Source organism: Cognatundibacterium rugosum, from assembly GCF_014284365.1.
GTDB lineage: Bacteria > Pseudomonadota > Gammaproteobacteria > Burkholderiales > Burkholderiaceae_D > Undibacterium > Undibacterium rugosum.
Genome location: NZ_JACOGG010000006.1, coordinates 125,277 through 140,786, shown reverse-complemented (window position 1 = coordinate 140,786; position 15,510 = coordinate 125,277). Strand labels below are relative to the sequence as shown.

The 15,510-nt window shown below is 52.4% G+C and carries 13 protein-coding genes; 8 read left to right on the top strand and 5 right to left on the bottom strand.

Features of this window, described 5'->3' with window-relative positions; all coding sequences use genetic code 11:
- Positions 1–96 precede the first annotated feature (96 nt).
- Entirely contained in the window at positions 97–2,853 is a 2,757-nt protein-coding gene (gene secA / locus H8K47_RS07570; protein WP_186880794.1) for a preprotein translocase subunit SecA, read from the top strand.
- A 180-nt stretch (positions 2,854–3,033) separates the two neighbouring features.
- Here the strand turns inward: secA and H8K47_RS07565 are convergent, their stop codons facing one another.
- A complete protein-coding gene (locus H8K47_RS07565) occupies positions 3,034–3,492 on the bottom strand; it encodes a hypothetical protein (protein ID WP_186880793.1) in 459 nt (152 codons plus the stop codon).
- Between the two features lie 221 nt (positions 3,493–3,713).
- Positions 3,714–5,771, bottom strand: a complete 2,058-nt coding sequence (locus H8K47_RS07560; protein WP_186880792.1) for a porin family protein — start codon at positions 5,769–5,771, stop codon at positions 3,714–3,716.
- Between the two features lie 254 nt (positions 5,772–6,025).
- Here H8K47_RS07560 and argJ point away from each other — a divergent pair, with 254 nt between their 5' ends.
- From argJ to H8K47_RS07525, 7 genes are all read left to right on the top strand, one after another.
- Positions 6,026–7,264, top strand: coding sequence for a bifunctional glutamate N-acetyltransferase/amino-acid acetyltransferase ArgJ (gene argJ / locus H8K47_RS07555; RefSeq protein ID WP_186880791.1), 1,239 nt, complete (start codon positions 6,026–6,028; stop codon positions 7,262–7,264).
- Between the two features lie 11 nt (positions 7,265–7,275).
- Entirely contained in the window at positions 7,276–8,154 is an 879-nt protein-coding gene (locus H8K47_RS07550; RefSeq protein WP_186880790.1) for an ATP-binding protein, read from the top strand.
- A complete protein-coding gene (locus H8K47_RS07545; RefSeq protein WP_186880789.1) occupies positions 8,147–8,575 on the top strand; it encodes an NUDIX domain-containing protein in 429 nt (142 codons plus the stop codon). Before H8K47_RS07550 ends, H8K47_RS07545 begins: the two co-directional genes overlap by 8 nt.
- A 537-nt stretch (positions 8,576–9,112) precedes the next feature.
- Positions 9,113–10,216 carry an alanine racemase gene (alr, locus tag H8K47_RS07540; RefSeq protein ID WP_230405080.1) on the top strand — a complete coding sequence of 368 codons (1,104 nt, stop codon included), beginning with the start codon at positions 9,113–9,115 and terminating at the stop codon, positions 10,214–10,216.
- Positions 10,197–11,567, top strand: coding sequence for a D-amino acid dehydrogenase (locus H8K47_RS07535; protein WP_329604153.1), 1,371 nt, complete (start codon positions 10,197–10,199; stop codon positions 11,565–11,567). Before alr ends, H8K47_RS07535 begins: the two co-directional genes overlap by 20 nt.
- Positions 11,564–12,124: a hypothetical protein gene (locus H8K47_RS07530; RefSeq protein WP_186880787.1), complete on the top strand. Its 561-nt coding sequence runs from the start codon at positions 11,564–11,566 to the stop codon at positions 12,122–12,124. Before H8K47_RS07535 ends, H8K47_RS07530 begins: the two co-directional genes overlap by 4 nt.
- Before the next feature lie 17 nt (positions 12,125–12,141).
- Positions 12,142–13,701, top strand: a complete 1,560-nt coding sequence (locus H8K47_RS07525; RefSeq protein ID WP_186880786.1) for a sigma-54-dependent transcriptional regulator — start codon at positions 12,142–12,144, stop codon at positions 13,699–13,701.
- Positions 13,702–13,782: 81 nt separating this feature from the next.
- Here H8K47_RS07525 and H8K47_RS07520 read toward each other — a convergent pair whose 3' ends face one another.
- From H8K47_RS07520 to coaE, 3 genes are all read right to left on the bottom strand, one after another.
- Complete coding sequence (locus tag H8K47_RS07520) at positions 13,783–13,959, bottom strand: DNA gyrase inhibitor YacG (RefSeq protein WP_186880785.1); 177 nt, start codon at positions 13,957–13,959, stop codon at positions 13,783–13,785.
- 27 nt (positions 13,960–13,986) lie between these two features.
- Positions 13,987–14,742 carry a cell division protein ZapD gene (zapD, locus tag H8K47_RS07515; protein WP_186880784.1) on the bottom strand — a complete coding sequence of 252 codons (756 nt, stop codon included), beginning with the start codon at positions 14,740–14,742 and terminating at the stop codon, positions 13,987–13,989.
- A gap of 135 nt (positions 14,743–14,877) precedes the next feature.
- On the bottom strand, positions 14,878–15,504 hold the full coding sequence (gene coaE, locus H8K47_RS07510) for a dephospho-CoA kinase (RefSeq protein WP_186880783.1): 627 nt from the start codon (positions 15,502–15,504) through the stop codon (positions 14,878–14,880).
- Positions 15,505–15,510: the final 6 nt, after the last annotated feature.

Sequence of the window (15,510 nt, the reverse complement as noted above, 5' to 3'; positions counted from 1 at the left end):
GGTGTCACATGGTAAAATCGTGAGTTATCCATATTGTTGCTGTGCAAGCAATTTTTTGCCGCGGCGTTTTTCAGAATTTAACTTTCCGTTCATAGCATGTCATTCCTGACCAAGATATTCGGCAGCCGTAATCAACGGCTTTTGAAGCAATACCAAAAGACGGTGCGTGAGATCAACGCATTGGAACCTCAGCTGGAAACTCTGTCGGACGAGGCCTTACAGGCCAAGACTGCTGAATTCAAAGCGCGCGTTGCAAAGGGCGAAACTTTAGATAGTTTGTTGGTAGAAGCATTTGCAGTTTGCCGCGAAGCGAGTAAGCGCGTATTGAAAATGCGCCACTTCGATGTGCAACTGATCGGTGGTATGACTCTGCATTACGGTAAAATCGCTGAAATGGGTACCGGCGAAGGTAAAACCCTGATGGCAACGCTGCCGATTTACCTCAATGCCTTGTCTGGTAAGGGCGTGCATGTGGTGACAGTGAATGATTACCTGGCACAGCGCGATGCGGAATCCATGGGCAAACTGTATGGCTGGCTGGGTCTGACTACCGGTACCAACCTGGCGCAACTGGATCACGACGCCAAGCAAAATGCGTATGGTTCCGATATTACCTACGGTACCAATAACGAATTCGGTTTTGACTATCTGCGCGATAACATGGTGTTTGAAGCCAAGGACCGCGTACAGCGTAGCCTCAACTTTGCAGTGGTCGATGAAGTTGACTCGATTCTCATCGATGAAGCACGTACACCGCTGATTATCTCCGGTCAGGCAGAAAACCATACTGAACTGTATTACCAGATGAATGAAGTGCCTAAGCTGCTGACTTTGCAGATAGGTGAAGAAACGCCCGACGGTAAAGGCGTGGTTGAAGTTCCCGGCGATTACACCAAGGATGAAAAAACGCATCAGGTTCTGCTGACTGAAGCCGGCCACGAAAAAGCTGAAAAAATTCTGACCCAGATGGGCCTGCTGCCGGAAGGCGCATCGCTGTATGATCCTGCACACATCACCCTGATTCACCATCTGTACGCCGCTTTGCGCGCACAGGCACTGTACTTCAAAGACCAGCACTATGTGGTGCAGGATGGCGAAATCGTGATTGTGGATGAATTCACCGGCCGTATGATGACAGGACGCCGCTGGTCGGATGGCCTGCATCAGGCGGTTGAAGCGAAAGAGGGCGTACGTATCCAGAACGAGAACCAGACGCTGGCCTCGATCACTTTCCAGAACTACTTCCGTATGTACGGTAAGCTGTCCGGTATGACCGGTACTGCCGATACCGAAGCCTATGAGTTCCAGGAAATCTATGGTCTCGAAACCGTAGTCATTCCACCTAACCGTCCATCCCAGCGTAAAGACCGCCAGGATCAGGTATATAAAACGTCGGAAGAAAAATACGGTGCAATGCTGAACGATATTCAGGATTGCTATACCCGTGGCCAGCCTGTGCTGGTGGGTACTACATCGATCGAGAATTCCGAATTGTTGTCCGGTATTCTGACTAAAGCGAAGCTGCCGCACAATGTGCTGAACGCCAAGCAGCATGCACGCGAAGCGGAAATCGTGGCTCAGGCAGGTCGTCCTCAGGCCATCACTATCGCCACCAATATGGCAGGTCGTGGTACTGATATCGTACTCGGTGGTAATGTCGGTAAACAGGTGCAGATGATAGAGGCGAATGCCGCATTCTCTGATGCTGAGAAACAGATCCAGTCCGATAAATTGCGCAATGAATGGCAGTCGCTGCATGACCAGGTGGTGGCAGCTGGTGGCTTGCACATTATCGGTACCGAACGCCATGAATCGCGCCGCGTCGATAACCAGTTGCGTGGTCGTTCCGGTCGTCAGGGTGATCCAGGTTCCAGCCGTTTCTATCTGTCGCTGGATGATCAGTTGCTGCGTATTTTTGCCGGTGACCGGGTCAGGGCGATCATGGACCGCCTGAACATGCCGCAAGGTGAACCGATCGAAGCCGGTATGGTGACCCGTTCTATCGAGTCAGCGCAACGTAAAGTAGAAGCACGTAACTTCGACATCCGTAAGCAATTGCTGGAATACGATGACGTCGCCAACGATCAGCGTAAAGTCATTTACCAGCAGCGTAACGAGTTACTCGAAGCGCATGATATGACAGAGATGATGACGTCGCTGCGTCATGGTATGTTCAATGATGTTGTGCGCACTTATGTGCCAGAAGAATCGGTGGAAGAACAATGGGATATCGCCGGTTTGGAATCCGTGCTGGCTGCCGAGTGGGACATCCATCTGAATCTGAGTAAGATGCTGGCTGACGAGGCTGACCTGACCGACGACGACATACTGGAGCGCGTGCTGCAGGTCGTGAACACGAACTACGATGCCAAGGTGGAGTTGGTCGGCAAAGAGTCCTTCGCCGGTTTTGAACGCAGTGTGATGTTGCAAAGTATCGATAATCACTGGCGTGAGCATCTGGCTGCACTCGACCATTTGCGTCAGGGCATCCATCTGCGTGGCTATGCACAGAAAAATCCTAAGCAGGAATACAAACGTGAAGCGTTTGAACTGTTCGCCCAGATGCTGGATCAGATCAAGAGCGAAGTGATACGTACGGTCGTCACAGTACGCATACAGTCGCGCGAGGAAATCGAAGCGGCGGAACAGCAGATGGCGCAGGCTCAGGTAGAGAACGTGTCTTACCGTCATGCTGATTTTGATGCCAACGCGTCACCGGAAGAGATGCTGGCACCACCGGCACTGACAGACGGTGAACCGGAGGTGACACTGGGCCTGAAGATAGGCCGCAACGATCCTTGCCCGTGCGGCAGCGGTAAGAAGTACAAACAATGTCACGGTAAGCTGGCCTGAGCCAGTTGGCGGTGAAAAGTGAGTAGCAAAAAGGGCGGACAGGTTCCGCCCTTTTTTGTATTTTGATTTTTGTGATAATTAGTTAGTGCGTGACGAGTATGAACAAATCACAGTGGACTGATTAATTGTAAATTTTTTTCGATACGCTTTAGTTGTTCGGAGTGATGGCTGTTCAGTACATTATTTACAGTTTGAAAATGGACCCGGAGCATTTGGATCTTGTAGCCAGGTACCAGTGTTTTTCGCAGCCAATATCCATAGCGCAGGACCACTGTCAATGGCAATTAGGCTTGGACAGTTTTTGGAACTAGAAAACTGAGCATACAAAACTCTTTTTCCATTGGGCAGCAGTACGCTCAGGGTTCCTTTGTCGTCGGCGCCTTCATTAATGACTTGGGTAGTTCCAGTCGAACCAACTGGGACAGTTAAGGGTACCTTTCCAACCATGAGTGTCATTTCTTGTAATTCCGGTCCTACATAGCACTTCTTCCATGCACGTTCTAGTCGTGCTTTGGCTTCAGTAGTAGGTAATTGTGAACAAACTATCTCGACAGCGATTTTTCCAGGAAGATCAGGGTGCGTTACAGGTACGTTAGAACAGGCTGTCAGAAGAAGTATAGGTAGAATTGAAAGACGCATATTAATGATAGAAATAGTTTGAATGACGTTTTGCCGGATTTAAGCATGAAAATAACAATTGAAGAACAAATGTTGCACCTGAATGACAGGACATATATGTTGCAAAAGAATGCCTCAATCTCTCGATAGCTTAAAACAGCCGATCCTTGATAAGCCGTTTCAGACTTACATGTCTATCCCTCATCCGTCAGAATTAAATCAGCTTTGTAGCCAAACTGATCTCAATGCGTCAGCGTCATGATCAGGCGCCAGCTGCGGGGGCGTCCCGGGATGAAGGTGTTATCGCTGTCCACTTCCCAGGTATCACGGTTAAACAGATTACTGACCTGAAAGCGCAATTGCAGCTTGGCGTTGCCCCAGTCCAGTTGATGACGCAAGCCCAGTTGTACCAGGATTTTTTTATCGAGCCGGCTGCCACTGGATTCTGAGCTCGTTTGTGGGCCACTGTACTGCAGCCCCAGATCGGCTGAACTATTCGGTAATTGAGGCGGGCTGTATTCCAGATAGCTGCGCACTTCCAGCGGCACGCTGGCAACCGGTCTGACGCTGGCGGTATTGCTGAGTGGTTGAGTGACGCGCGCATCCAGATAAACCGCGGCCATCACCAGATTCAGATGTGGCGTCAGATTCCCGGCAATACTGCCTTCCAGTCCACGGTGCTGCACTTGTCCGGTCTGCGCATACAGTTGTTGGCTATTGAATCCATAGTGTGGCTTGCTGACTTCAAAATAGCCCAACACCGCATTCAGACTGCGCTCTCCCTGCTGCCATTTCCAACGCAGACCAGCATCTTTTTGCGAGGTATGGATGGCGGGCAGTGCGGCAAAACGGTTGCTTGCACTGACTGGCGCCACACCACTTTCTTCCAGTCCCTGAGTTTGTCCGCCATACAGCGAATAGCCAGCACCTAAGGCCAGACTGAGATTCCAGTAGCTTAGCAGTGGTTGATCCTGCATGCGCACAAAGCTGCGTTCCTGTGCCGTGCCGGTCCAGGTCTGTTTGTCATAGTAAGACTTCATCAGACCCAGATTTAACGTGGCAAGGGCATTCTGGTATTCATAGGCCAGTCCCAGATTACTTTGCCTGACGCGGTCCAGCGAACGTTCGCTATATGAGAAATCAGGGGCCGTCGTGGGCAATGTCAGTTCGGCATATTGTTGGCGGAACTCGACGGTTCCAAGGTCGGCATAGGCTTCTCCGCCATAGCGTTGTTCGCTGCGCCGTCCACGCCAGACCAGATGAAACTGCTGCCTGCTGTCTTCATGCTGCAGGGTTTTACTGAGCCTCAGTTCTACACTGTCTGCCTGCTTAGTCACGTTTTTTTCTGAGTAATAGCTGTTTTGCCAGCGATTGCCGGACAATTGTTCGATCACATGCGTTTCTGATCGGGGATAATCAGCCGCGGAACGGATCAGACTGCCTTTGAACAGCCACTGCCCTGGCAACTGTTGTTGATAAATCAGACCCAGGGTACGGGAGTGACCGTGACCGCGCATCCAGTCAGCCTTCATCGCGGATTTGTTCGCGAAGTGGTAGCTTGCTGCGGGTGGCAGTTTGCCATCGGGTAGCAGCCAATAGCTGTGTGGCGTTTCATACGGTACCTGATCGTGGCTGTAAAACGGTAGCAGTTCAAATGCGGTATCACCCTGATCAGCACTGCGTATGCGACCCACAATAGCCGCTGAACGGTAATACGATGCTTCGTGTTGCGGGGTCAGCTCTTTATAGGCCGAAGCCGCTACCGATAGGCCCATTTTGACGCGTGCATCCGCTGCGGTCAGCGGCAGCAGTGCGTTGACATCAAGCGCGCGGTCACCAGCGCCGCGCATCGAGTTTTCTAACTCCACAGAATAACTGTATTCAGCCTGATCACCTGCTTTGCGCAATTGATAATCGACGATGCCGGTTGGCGCCGGAAAGGGATAACCCGTGACGGTAGTGCCTATCCTGACTTTGGACCCATCCAGCAGTAAATGGCCGAGATAGGCACGCTTATCAAAGTACATCCCTTCTATCCGCAGATTCCCTGCCTTGCCAGGGGAGAAGCCACGTACATTGCTGTCGCTGTAGATACCGATGGATTCTTTCCCGGCCTGATTACCAAAGCCATCTTCGGCCTGCGTGACGGCATTGTTTTTGTCTGCAGCAGCGGTTTCAGTGCGGGTTACACTGGCCATATCATCCGCCTGCGCGGGCAACAGGCAGGCCTGTGTGACTAATGCCAGCAAAGTCAGGCACAGGTGTTGATGTTTTTTGACAGAGTGAATCTGCAGCTTCATAGATATACCGGTGAAATTGAATGAGCCTGAGTTCAGAAAAGTAAGCGTTTTATTGAGGTGATAAAATAACAAAATCTCTGACCCTGTGTGGGACGCTGAAGTTCCCAAATCCAAGCTTTCCTTGCTGGTTGGTGCAGGTCTGTGCATGGGTGAGTGACGAGGCTGATTTTCTTGTTTGCTGCATATGAACTCAGGCTTCGCAGCGCAACAAAATGCCCTACAATGTCGGCTTGATTTCATCGCTAGGAAAAAACATGGCCGTCAATTCCCCTATCCCCGTTGCTGCTGATCTGAAACCGGTCGCAGGTATCCGTCTTGGACATGCTGAGGCTGGCATTCGTAAAGCCAATCGTAAGGATGTGCTGGTCATGGAACTGGCGCCAACCGCGACTGTCGCAGGCGTGTTCACAACTAACCGTTTTTGCGCAGCACCAGTGCAGGTAGCCAAGGCCCATCTGGAAAGCCTCCACATGGCCTCTGGTCCTATCCGTGCGTTAGTCGTCAATACTGGAAATGCGAATGCCGGCACCGGTGATGCCGGGCTGGCGGCAGCAAATAAAACCTGTGCCGCACTGGCCGAATTGCTGGGCTGTGAAGCCTCCCAGATACTGCCGTTTTCTACCGGCGTCATTTTGGAACAGTTGCCGGTAGACCGCCTGGTGGCTGGCTTGCCGCAGGCGATTGCCAATCTGCAGGAAGATAACTGGTTCCGTGCCGCAGAATCCATCATGACGACCGACACTCAGCCTAAGGCTGCGTCCGCTACAGTGCAAGTCGGTGGCCGTACCGTGACCATGACTGGTATCAGCAAAGGTGCTGGCATGATCAAGCCTAATATGGCGACGATGCTGGGCTACCTGGCGATGGATGCCAAGGTATCTCAAGCTGTGCTCGACCATCTGGTGAAGCAGGCAGCTGATCAATCCTTTAACTGCATCACGATTGATGGTGATACTTCGACCAATGACTCTTTCATGCTGATCGCCACTGGCGCTGGCAGCGTGGAAGTGAGTGAGATCGACAGCCCGGAATATGAGCAGCTGGCGCAGGCAGTGATTGCCCTGTCCCAGAAACTGGCACACATGATCATCCGTGACGGTGAAGGTGCGACGAAGTTCATGACTATCGCCGTAGAACAAGGCCATGATGTTGAGGAATGCCGCAAAATCGCTTATTCGATCGCCCATTCACCACTGGTTAAGACGGCCTTCTTTGCTTCCGATCCGAACCTTGGTCGTATCCTGGCCGCAATCGGTTATGCCGGCGTGACGGATCTGGATGTGAGCAAACTCAATCTGTATCTGGATGATGTCTGGGTTGCCAAAAACGGCGGACGCAATCCTGACTATCAGGAGGCCGATGGTCAGCGCGTGATGCAGCAAAGTGAAATCACCATACGCGTGAAGCTGGCACGCGGCGAGGCGCAGGCCACGGTCTGGACTTGCGATTTATCGCATGACTATGTGTCTATCAATGCCGATTACCGCTCCTGATCCAATCTGACATGACGCAATTGGAGCATTTTCTGAATCGTGCCGAGCAGGTGCTGGCCAGGCTGGAAGCCTTGCTGCCAGCTGCCACACCAGTGCCAGACTGGGCGCTGGGTAGTGCTTTTCGCTGGCGTAAGCGCGGCGGTGTGGGCTATTTGCAGGTGGTGCGCCATCCGGCCACGATACGGCTGGATGATTTGTGCAACATCGCGGCTCAGAAAAAGCAGATAGAGCAGAATACGCGCCAGTTTGTGTCCGGGCTACCGGCCAATAATGTCTTGCTGACCGGCGCACGCGGTACCGGGAAATCATCGCTGATCAAAGCCTGTCTGCATCAGTTTGCCGACCAGGGATTGCGTCTGATCGAGGTCGATAAAGCCGATCTGGCCGATTTGCCGGATATCGTCGACCTGGTGGCAGAACGTCACGAGCGCTTCATTATTTTTTGCGACGATTTGTCTTTCGAAGAGGGTGAGGCGGGTTACAAGGCGTTGAAAGTCGCACTCGATGGCAGTATTACCGGTCCATCTGACAATGTGCTGATTTACGCGACCTCGAACCGGCGTCATTTGTTGCCGGAAAAAATGTCGGATAACCAAGGTTATAGTCACGGCGATGATGGTGACCTGCATCCGGGTGAAACGGTGGAAGAAAAAATTTCTTTGTCCGAGCGCTTTGGTCTGTGGGTTTCCTTCTATCCCTTCCGTCAGGATGATTACCTGGAGATTGTGGCGCACTGGCTAAGCAGCCTGGGCTGCAATGCGGCAGAGATTGCAGCAGCAAGGCCAGAAGCTTTGCGCTGGGCCTTGCAACGCGGTTCGCGCTCGGGGCGAGTGGCGTGGCAATTTGCACGGGATTACGCAGGACAGTCAGCGGAGAGAAAACATGTCTGAAATTGCAGCGAAAGCGAAACGTCCGGTCGATGTCGCGGTCGGCATTCTGATGCGGCCGGATGGGGATGTGTTGCTGGCGCAGCGTCCGCCCGGCAAGCCTTACGAAGGCTATTGGGAATTCCCGGGCGGGAAGGTTGAGGCTGACGAGGATATTCTGGCAGCCCTCAAGCGTGAATTTCTGGAAGAGCTCGGTATACGTATTATCGATGCCCAGCCCTGGTGTGGTGTGGAGCATGTCTATCCACACGCGCATGTGAGACTGCATTTTTTCATCAGCCATCAATGGGAAGGTGAGCCGCAAAGTCTGGAAGGACAGGCCTTTGCTTGGCAGGGCCAGGTTGCGGTAGAACCTCTGTTGCCTGCTACCATACCCTTACTCAGTTATCTGGGCTTATTGCAAGACGATTTACAGGCCGCCTGAGCCTGAGTATCGCTGACTTGAAGACACGGTTTTCACCGTGTCTGCTGCTTGTTTCACATTCCCTCATCCTGCCTTAGCCATGACGGTAAATGCCTGCATCGCGCTTGCTCAACCCGCAGGTTCGCACTGTCTTATTCATACAACTCCCTCCGTAGTTCTACTTATTGCCGGAACTAATCCTGACTGAGATGATCGGCACTTGATTTTCTTTGGTGTGTATTGAAACTGATACAGTGTGCTAAATTTGATACACTGTTCAGTAATTCGTACGCTCTAGAGGAGGGCTTCAGTCTTTTGATTGAAGAATAAGTGCAGGGTGTACGGATTTTAATACACCTGGTTGCCAGAGTTTTTTTCTGGTGTGTTGTAAGTCATTGAATCAGCAGACTATTTTGCAGTGGCATGAGCATTGCTAGGTGGAGTAAAACTTTCTACTAAGGATGATGCAGCCGTAGGCTGGAATATTTTGGCAAACGCCAGTGATACTCACAGGTTAAGGCTCGCAGACATCCGGCTATCAAGCAATGGAGTGCGTGAATGATGCAAGAAATGACGGGAAGAAGTGGTGCAGTGCTGCGGGTGGATTTGCAAGCTGTGCAAAACAATTACCGCTTACTGAGTCAAAAACTGGGTAAGGCGCAATGCGGCGCGGCCGTCAAAGCCGATGCCTATGGACTGGGCGCAATCCCGGTCTCGGGTGCCTTGTATGCGGCCGGATGTCGGTATTTTTTTGTGGCGCATCTGGAAGAAGCGATCAGCTTGCGTCCGCATCTGCCGTCTGATGCGCGTCTGATTGTGATGCATGGTTCGCCGGTCGGGTATGAAGCCGAGTTCCTCGAACACGGCTGCATGCCGGTACTGAACAGCCTGGCTCAGGTAGCGGCCTGGCGTGCTCTGGCGAAACAACAGCAGCGTGCATTGCCTGCCATCGTGCAGTTCGATACTGGCATGGCGCGCATGGGCTTGTCGGCGCAGGATGTGGACGTCTGGCGCAATGATGCAGCTTTCCTGGAAGGCATACAGGTTGAATACCTGATGAGCCACCTGGTCAGTGCCGAGGATGCGTCTAATCCTGTCAATGCAGCGCAGTTAGCGCGGTTTAGCGGCTTGCGCAGTCTGTTGCCGCAGGCGAAGGCAAGTCTGGCCAATTCCTCGGGCGTATTCCTGGGGGCAGCCTATCACTTCGATCTGGCGCGTCCGGGTGCTGCTTTGTACGGGGTGGCACCGGTAGCAGGGCAAGCTAATCCTATGCAGGCAGTCGCGCATTTGCAAGGTCGCATCATTCAGGTACGCGAGATTCCACCGGATACCGGTGTGGGTTACGGTTCCACCTGGCGTAGCCGGGACAGCGCAAAAATCGCGACTGTCGCCGTTGGTTATGCCGATGGCTGGATGCGCAGTCTGAGTAATCGTGGCGTGGCGCATATCGCCGGGCAGGAAGTCGCTATGGTAGGCAATGTATCGATGGACACGATTACGCTGGATGTGACCGCGATTGCCGACAGTGAGCTGCAAGAGGGGGCATTGGTGGATTTGCTGTCTGCCAGTCATACCGTCGATCAGGTTGCTGCACGCGCCGGTACCATAGGCTATGAAATCCTGACCAGTCTGGGCCACCGTTATCAGCGCGTTTACCGCTAAGCAATCAGCAGCATCTACAACACATCACTTATTAAAACAGGCATCAAGGAGCAAAACAATGAAAGTAATCGTACTCGGCGCAGGCGTGATCGGAACCGCAACTGCCTATTACCTGGCTAAAGCGGGTCATGAAGTGACCGTGATTGAGCGGCAGCAAGGTGCAGCACTGGAAACCAGTTTTGCCAATGCTGGTGAGGTATCGCCTGGCTATTCTGCGCCTTGGGCTGGTCCCGGCGTGCCGCTGAAAGCAATCAAATGGCTGATGATGGAACATAGTCCGCTGGCGATACGCCCGACTTTCGACTTGAACACCTGGCGCTGGGTCATGCAAATGCTGATGAATTGCACCAGCTCCCGCTATGAAGTGAACAAGGGACGCATGCTGCGTATGGCTGAATACAGCCGCGATGTATTGCAACAACTGCGTGCTGATACCGGAATTTCGTATGACGAGCGCACTCAGGGTACGTTGCAGTTGTTCCGTAATCATGCACAACTGGAAGCAGCGGATGCCGATATTGCGATTCTGAACCGCTATGGTGTGAAGTATGAAAAATTGGACAAAGCAGGTTGTCTGAAGGTCGAGCCGGCACTGGCTAAAGTACAGGAAAAATTTGTCGGTGCGCTGCGTCTGCCTGGTGATGAAACGGGCGATTGCTTTAAATTCACGCAGAACCTTGCCAAACTGGCAGAAGGGCTGGGCGTGAAATTCCGTTACGGCGTGAGTATACAGCGTCTGATATATAACGGCGATCAGGTCAGTTCAGTCATTACCTCCGAAGGTGAACTGACAGCAGACAGTTTTGTGCTCGCCTTAGGCAGCTATTCACCTATTCTGTTGCGCGAACTGGGCATACGGATTCCGGTTTATCCAATCAAGGGATATTCGATCACCGTGCCAATTACCGATGCCAGCGCTGCACCGGAATCCACAGTGATGGATGAAACCTATAAAGTGGCGATCACCCGTCTGGGCGACCGCATCCGTGTTGGCGGAACCGCAGAAATCACCGGTTACAACCTCGAATTACGGGCTGATCGTCGCGCCACACTGGAGTATTCTGTCAGTGATTTATTCCCGGCGGGTGGTGATGTCAGTAAAGCGGAGTTCTGGACCGGTCTTCGTCCTATGACACCGGATGGTACACCAGTGGTTGGCCCTACGCCTTACCGCAATTTATTCCTGAACACAGGACATGGTACCTTAGGCTGGACCATGGCTTGCGGCTCAGGGCAATTCGTTGCCGACATCGTTTCTGGAAAACGTCCGGCAATTTCCACGGAAGGTTTATTCATGGACCGTTACGGCAGCATGAACCGTCCTATCATTGTTCCCAAGGAGTTGGCATGAGCCAGTTTGAACAATTGTTTTCTTCTACGCAGGTGTTTGCAGATGCCAATCTGAATACCCGTTTTTACACCGCCATTGAGTTGCTGGCGCAGGTCATGATGGTCATGCCACGTGCCGCGACCATCAGCAGCCTGGCAGAAGCGACGGGAAAAACACCGCGTCTGGTCCGTTCTATCTTATCGACCTTGAGTAAGGACGGACTGGTCGGACGTGATGCCAAGGATAAAGATGCCTGGCATTGCCGCGACTGTAACGGCATTATCACACTGGCTGATGTGTACCGGTGTTTTGTCGAAGCTGAAGAGCGTGCAGTCCTGAAAGCAGCCCGGCGTGCAGAAAAAAATGCTGAGCACGCTGAGTTGGGAGTGCAGACTTCCAGAAGTTCAAGCCAGCAAAGTGTGGACCTGCTGATGTTGCAGGTCAAAATGACGGTCAACCGCGCAGTGTTGCAACAGTTGGAGCAATTCGACCTGAGCCGTCTGCGCGGCTTGGCCAGCACCACCGCATTCCGCACCCAGCACGCCAGACCGCGTGGCTACATTCCTGAACCTTACTGAGTGCTGGCTGTCTCTGCATGCGTATCAATATTCAGTTTCAGGACCGGGTCGGCATTGCCCATGAAATTCTGGCCGTGCTGGCACAGCGCGGACTGAATGTGGTGGCTGTTGAGGTAGATCCGCCCCAGGTCTATATCGATATCCCTGAACTGAGCAAAGACATGTTGCCCTCACTGCAGCTGGCTTGTCAGCAAATCAGCGGCGTGACGCAAATCCAGGTGATCGACGTATTACCGGGTATGCGCCGTCGCTTGCATCTCGACACCATGATGGCCGTGATGGAGGATCCGGTACTGGCGATCGACAGTGAGGCCAGACTGGTGATCGCCAACGCTGCTGCGGCAGCTGTCACAGGCTTGAGTGAAGCGCAGTTAGCTCAACTTAAACTCAGTGACGTACTGGATGATCAGGGCTTGCAGGAAGAGTTGTTGCAGTCAGGCCTACGCATACCCAGTCGTGAAGTACGTCTGCATGGTGAGCCGTTTTTCATGGATGTGACGCCGGTATCCGAGCCTGTGCTGCCGGATGGTACCGCACTGCATCGCTCGGTTGGTGCAGTACTGACTTTTCATGCGCCTTCACGCATAGGCGGGCGATTGCATGCCTTACAGAATACGCAGGGCCATGGCTTTGATCTGATCATCGGTGAGTCAGAACAAATCCGTGCCATGAAAACCCGCGCTGCCAAAGTTGCTGTGGTCGATGCACCCTTGCTAATCACTGGTGAAACCGGTACTGGTAAAGAGTTGCTGGCGCAGGCCTGTCACGGTGTCAGTGCACGCAGCAACGCACCCTTTCTCGAGCTGAATTGCGCCGCTTTGCCGGAAAGCCTGGCAGAAAGCGAACTGTTTGGTTATATGTCAGGTGCCTTCACCGGTGCACAAAAAGGCGGCAAGCCCGGCCTGTTTGAAATGGCAGATGGCGGCACGGTCTTTCTGGATGAAATCGGGGAAATGTCGCTGTATTTGCAGGCGAAACTGTTGCGCTTCCTGAATGACGGCAAATTCCGTCGTATCGGCGGCGATAAAGAGATACGTGTGAACGTACGCATCATCAGCGCTACCCATCGCAATTTGCGCAAAATGGTACAGGAAGGCTTGTTCCGGGAAGATTTATTTTATCGGCTGAATGTCTTACATCTGGAAATGCCGGCGCTGCGCGAACGTCCGGATGACATACTGCCACTGGCCCGCCATTTCATTGAACGCGCCTGTACCCAGTCCCAAAAACCGGTGTGTCGTCTCAATACGGCGGCCTGTGCCGCCTTGGTTGCTAATCACTGGCGCGGTAATGTGCGTCAATTGCAGAATGTGGTATTCCGGGCCATTACTATGTCAGACCAGCGTGTGCTGGATGCGGCCGATCTGGATTGGGCTGAGGGTAGTATCAGTGCCGATGAGCACAGCGCCAGTGACACAGAAAGCTGGGATTTAGCCTTGCAACAGTTTGAGCAGAGCCTGTTGACGCGGCTGTATCCGCATTTTCCCTCCAGTCGTAAGCTGGCAGTGCGCTTGCAGACCTCACATTCAACGATAGCGGCCAAGCTCAGGAAATATGGCATTCCGCACAAGCGTTGACTGGTATGTGGCAGATTCAGCCGCAGCAGGTTAGCGCAACTGAGCCGTACGGGCTGAATTCATTGAGAATGCAGGGTGATTTTATTCCGGCTGATCCGGATCTTCAGGCAGATTGACGGCGGGGATGGTGTATTTCTCTTCGGCCCAGGCGCCCAGGTCGATTTGTTTGCAGCGATCGGAGCAGAACGGACGCCATGTGCTGTCGGGCGTCCAGGCGACTTTTGCCTGACAAGTCGGGCAATTGACGAAGGTGGTCATAGTAATCAGTACGTAATCAGTGCGGAATCAGAAGTTACAGAGTGTCAGATCAAACGGGATATCGTGCTCTGAGGCTTTAGGCTTCATATCACCATCCTGATTCATATAACGTATCCACAGCATGTATTTGTTGGCCGATATTTCAGGGATGGCACCAAGTTCCTGAGGAATATTCACACGTAACAGTTGGTACACCTTACCCTGCAACATTTGTTGGTAACTACCGGTTTGGGCGATGACTTTTGAGGTGGTGCCAGATTCGCGTAACAGGCGTAATACCACGCTGATGGCTGTAAACAGCGGCGCGATCGGCGCAAACCAGGCAGAAATATCCGCAAAGCGTTTTTCCGGCGGATTTTGTTGCCACGCATGGTAGCTCGGCAAATCAAATTCACAGGCACCACCCGGTATGATGGTGCGGCCACGTATGCTCATCAGCCATTCATTTTCGCGGATATGCTGACCGGTCTTTCCGGTGCAGGCGATCAGCGCAGAACTGGCCTGATCGACTTCGTCCAGGACTTTATCCAACATTTCAGCCTGCACATTGGGATTGGATTTAAAACTGATCAGTGTATGTTTTTGACGCTCTAGCTCCTGCAGCAAATCTGATTTCAGATCGGCACGGCCAGCGACTTCCAGCATTTCAAAAATGGTGGCAAGCGCAACGTGATGCTGCAGTGGGTCTGACTGGTGCAGGAAAAAATTAAATTTTTCGTACAGGTCTTCCAACCGCAATAGCGTGCGAATACGCTCGTTGAAAGGGTATTCGTAAACAATCAAAATAGTATCCCTGTTCTAAATATGTGCCAAGCTCAGCTCCACGTGATTCTGAACCATACTGTCAGAAAATACAAATACCATGTGCGTTTTTTAAGAACTGTTTTTGTGGGAGAGCATACCTCCAACAGTCAACCTTCAGCCATTGACGGTTTTTTTTGCAGCCAGGCGCAAATAATTGTGATGCAAAGTGAGAATTTGCGGTTGCAACAAATGAAGCGCCTCCTCGTTAAGAATAATGTCGTCTGCACCTGCCAGTCTTTCCTGTCGTGATGCCTGATTGCGCATGACGGCCAAGACTTGTTCGCGGCTGAGCTGGTTACGCTGCATGACGCGTGCAATTTGAATTTCTTCCGCACAATCGATAACCAGGATACGGTCTACTCTTTGCCTCCAGTTGCCGGACTCAAACAGCAGAGGCACGACAAAAATCAGATAGTCACCGGTAGCGCTCGCGGCTGCCTGCTCGGTCTGGCTACGTATCAGTGGATGTAAGATCGCTTCGAGTCTGAGTTTGGCGGCGCTGTCATTAAAAACTAATGCGCGCATTCTGGCTCTATCCATACTGCCATCAATAGAAATTGCCTGATCACCAAATTCTGCACGTATCTGTGGAATGGCCAGACCATCTTTCTGAGTGAGTGCGTGGGCGATCAGGTCGGTATCGATCAGGCTGGCGCCCTGTGCCTGAAATGCATTGGCAATCGTGGTCTTGCCACTGCCTATGCCACCGGTCAGACCCAGACTGAACTTTTCCTGGTGCATAAGTCG

What these genes read in the sequence shown, in the direction of transcription:
- H8K47_RS07545 (WP_186880789.1), top strand. Translation starts at nt 8,147, where the DNA reads ATGTCTGAAATTGCAGCGAAAGCGAAACGTCCGGTCGATGTCGCGGTC.
- H8K47_RS07530 (WP_186880787.1), top strand. Translation starts at nt 11,564, where the DNA reads ATGAGCCAGTTTGAACAATTGTTTTCTTCTACGCAGGTGTTTGCAGAT.
- H8K47_RS07520 (WP_186880785.1), bottom strand. Translation starts at nt 13,959, where the DNA reads ATGACCACCTTCGTCAATTGCCCGACTTGTCAGGCAAAAGTCGCCTGG.
- secA (WP_186880794.1), top strand. Translation starts at nt 97, where the DNA reads ATGTCATTCCTGACCAAGATATTCGGCAGCCGTAATCAACGGCTTTTG.
- argJ (WP_186880791.1), top strand. Translation starts at nt 6,026, where the DNA reads ATGGCCGTCAATTCCCCTATCCCCGTTGCTGCTGATCTGAAACCGGTC.
- H8K47_RS07525 (WP_186880786.1), top strand. Translation starts at nt 12,142, where the DNA reads ATGCGTATCAATATTCAGTTTCAGGACCGGGTCGGCATTGCCCATGAA.
- H8K47_RS07565 (WP_186880793.1), bottom strand. Translation starts at nt 3,492, where the DNA reads ATGCGTCTTTCAATTCTACCTATACTTCTTCTGACAGCCTGTTCTAAC.
- alr (WP_230405080.1), top strand. Translation starts at nt 9,113, where the DNA reads ATGATGCAAGAAATGACGGGAAGAAGTGGTGCAGTGCTGCGGGTGGAT.
- H8K47_RS07550 (WP_186880790.1), top strand. Translation starts at nt 7,276, where the DNA reads ATGACGCAATTGGAGCATTTTCTGAATCGTGCCGAGCAGGTGCTGGCC.
- H8K47_RS07560 (WP_186880792.1), bottom strand. Translation starts at nt 5,771, where the DNA reads ATGAAGCTGCAGATTCACTCTGTCAAAAAACATCAACACCTGTGCCTG.
- coaE (WP_186880783.1), bottom strand. Translation starts at nt 15,504, where the DNA reads ATGCACCAGGAAAAGTTCAGTCTGGGTCTGACCGGTGGCATAGGCAGT.